Annotated in this window: 1 protein-coding gene; it reads left to right on the top strand. The window is 35.5% G+C overall.

Annotation, left to right across the window (positions count from 1 at the left end):
- Positions 1-1,267: 1,267 nt before the first annotated feature.
- Positions 1,268-2,578 (top strand): protein kinase domain-containing protein (locus AC3DU7_RS30865; RefSeq protein WP_488043054.1); only part of this gene is annotated, 1,311 nt, incomplete at its 3' end.

Genomic DNA, 2,578 nt, shown 5'->3' with positions numbered 1-2,578 from the left:
CCGTTCCTGAATTGAATATAAGGAAATATTATTTTTTCTTTTTCCCCTTAAAAGGAATCGAAAATATTCCTACTCAAAAATTCCAGATAAATCAGATAGATAAAGATAGATTACGACAATAGAATTAAAATCTGTCGCTCGGAGAAAAAAACGAGAAAATCTGCAAAAAGAGCGAGAAAATGGGTTGCTAAAAAAAACTTGACATGATATTGTAAATATAATGGAAAAGGTGCGCTCATATATACTCAAAAAAATTAGGACAGAAACGTCACATCTCCCTAATTAACCTAAAAATTATGTAGCTAGGAAAAATCCCGAGAAATAACAACAAAATAATTCTCTAATCAAGAAAAGTTTTTAATCGAGTAGGCGATCGCTACATCCTGAATCGAAAATATTCCTACTCAAAAATCCCAAATTAATTCAGATAAATCAAAGATAGATTACGACAATAGAATTAAAATCAGCCTATCAGGAAAAAAAACGAGAAAATCCTCAAAAAGAGCGAAAAAATGGGTTGCCAAAAAAAACTTGACATGATATCGTAAGTATAATGGAAAAGGTGCGCTCATATATACTCAAAAAACATCGGCCAGAAACGTCACATTTTCCTAATTAACATCAAGATAGTTCAGTAATTAAGAAAAATAAGTAATATTTCAGGCGATCGCTACATCCTGAATCGAAAATATTCCTACTCAAAAATCCCAAATTAATTCAGATAAATCAAAGATAGATTACGACAATAGAATTAAAATCAGCCTATCAGGAAAAAAAACGAGAAAATCCTCAAAAAGAGCGAAAAAATGGGTTGCCAAAAAAAACTTGACATGATATCGTAAGTATAATGGAAAAGGTGCGCTCATATATACTCAAAAAGGATATCTGAAAAGTTTTTTGATACTGAATTTTGCCCCCCTGCCCCCCAACTTTGGGGGGAACAAGAGTCAATTTACTTCTAAAAGTCCCCCAATTTTGGGGGATTTAGGGGGCGAGCGATGTAGCAGATTGGACTTCTCAGACAACTTCTAAGTAACTTAGGCCAAAAAACCATACTTGCTCACTAAAGTAATTAGTAATGAATGAGTTTAATTCTTTAATACTAATTGTTGAACAATAGCTGATAACTGATAACTGAATAATAAGAAGTCTAATAACTGGTAACTAATAACTAAAAAAGCTGATAACTGATAACTGATAACTGATAACTGATAACTGATAACTGAAAATGCTGATAACTGATAACTGAAAAAGCTGATAACTGAAAATGCAGTCTGGAAAAATCCTGAGAAATCACTACAAAATAATAGACATTCTAGGAAGTGGAGGATTTGGAGATACCTACCTAGCTCAAGATTTAGATTTACCAGGCAAACCCAAATGCGTAGTCAAACATCTATCACCCAAAAGTTCAGACCCAGAAGTTTTAGCTATTGCCCAAAGATTATTTGAGAGAGAAGCAAAAACCTTATACAAACTAGGAAAAGACTCAGACCAAATACCAAAACTATTTGCCCATTTCCAAGAAGGAACAGAATTTTACCTAGTACAAGAATATGTAGAAGGGCAAGATATAAGTAAAGAACTTACCCCAGGAAAAAAATTAAGCGAGTCTTATACTACTACCCTACTAAAAGGAATCTTATCAGCATTAGAAAAAGCTCATCAAAATAATATTATTCATCGAGACATCAAACCAGAAAACTTGATGCGTCGTAAGTCAGACAAAAAAATAGTATTAATCGACTTTGGAGCAGTCAAAGAAATAAACGTATTAACCACAGCAAACCAACCAGGAACAACAACCTTAACTGTAGCAGTCGGGACACCTGGATATATGCCAAGCGAACAAAGTAATGGCAAACCAAGACTGAGTAGTGATATCTATGCAGTGGGAATGGTAGGAATAAAAGCACTGACAGGAAAAGAACCTCAAAATTTACCCACAGACTTAAAGACAGGAAATGTTATCTGGCGAAATGAGGCACAAGTAAGTAACTATCTAGCAAATATATTAGATAGGATGGTACATGAATATTTTCCCCAGCGTTATGAAAAAGCCACAGAAGTACTAGAAGCATTAGGTTTAACTACTCCAATACCAACACCACAACCAACACCCACACCGAAACTCAAAACAACAGTAGTCGCAACACCTCAACCCCAACCCCAACCTAATAAAACCAGAAGGCAAATATTAATATTAGGAGGTTTAGCAGGAAGTGGGTTTGTCGCAGCAATATTAAGTAGAGGTATTGGAAATCAACCATCTCCAGAAATCATTTCTTCTCCTAAACCAATACCAGAAACACCCTCGGAAAATATTTCTACTCCCCAACCAATAATAGAAACACCTCCAGAAAATATTTCTCCTCCTCAACCAACTCCAGCACCTCCCCCTCCACCACAACCAGAATTTCCCATTCAGACATTTACCACCGTCATAGTTAACAGCAGAGGAGAAATAATTAGTCGCCCTCAACATCAAGCAGAAGTAATGACAGAAAATCTTGGTAATGGAGCCTCCCTAGAAATGGTAAAAATTCCCGCAGGTAGATTTCTCATGGGTTCTCCAGAG

Source organism: Okeania sp. (assembly GCF_983059655.1).
The sequence above is the reverse complement of the archived record's forward strand: the minus strand, read 5'-3'. Positions and strand labels throughout refer to the sequence as shown.